This is a genomic window from Bartonella capreoli, assembly GCF_902813205.1.
Lineage (GTDB): Bacteria > Pseudomonadota > Alphaproteobacteria > Rhizobiales > Rhizobiaceae > Bartonella > Bartonella schoenbuchensis.
Window position 1 is genome coordinate 1 of sequence record NZ_CADDZX010000308.1, and the last position, 411, is coordinate 411.

The 411-nt window shown below is 37.7% G+C and carries 1 protein-coding gene; it reads right to left on the bottom strand.

What is annotated here, in order from left to right; translation table 11 throughout:
• Nucleotides 1-411 (bottom strand): RNB domain-containing ribonuclease (locus J7R05_RS08560; RefSeq protein ID WP_208541903.1); only part of this gene is annotated, 411 nt, incomplete at both ends.

The following is a 411-nucleotide window of genomic DNA, read 5'->3' on the forward strand; positions in this document are numbered from 1 at the left end:
AAAGTACAGCCTATTTTGTTGGTTAGATAGTGTGCGACAAGCCGATCAATGGTTTCTCTTTCAGCCATCATTGCACGGCGCTCATATAAGGAAATTTGTGTGGCAATTTCCGCAAGATTTTGTTCTTGTATCTCTGTTAATGGGTCATTTCCCAATTTTAGGGCTTTAATAAGTGCTCGATGAATAATAAGATCAGCATAACGACGTATTGGTGAAGTAAAATGTGTATAGTTATGTAAGTTCAAACCAAAATGGCCGATATTTTTAGGATGATACTCGGCTTGAGATTGTGTACGCAAAATAACCTGATTGACCAATTCCTGTTGTTGGGTGTTCATGACTTTTGCTAAAATGCTATTAAGGCGTGCTAATGTAAGTTCTACACCTCGAGAGAGTGATATACCTAAACTT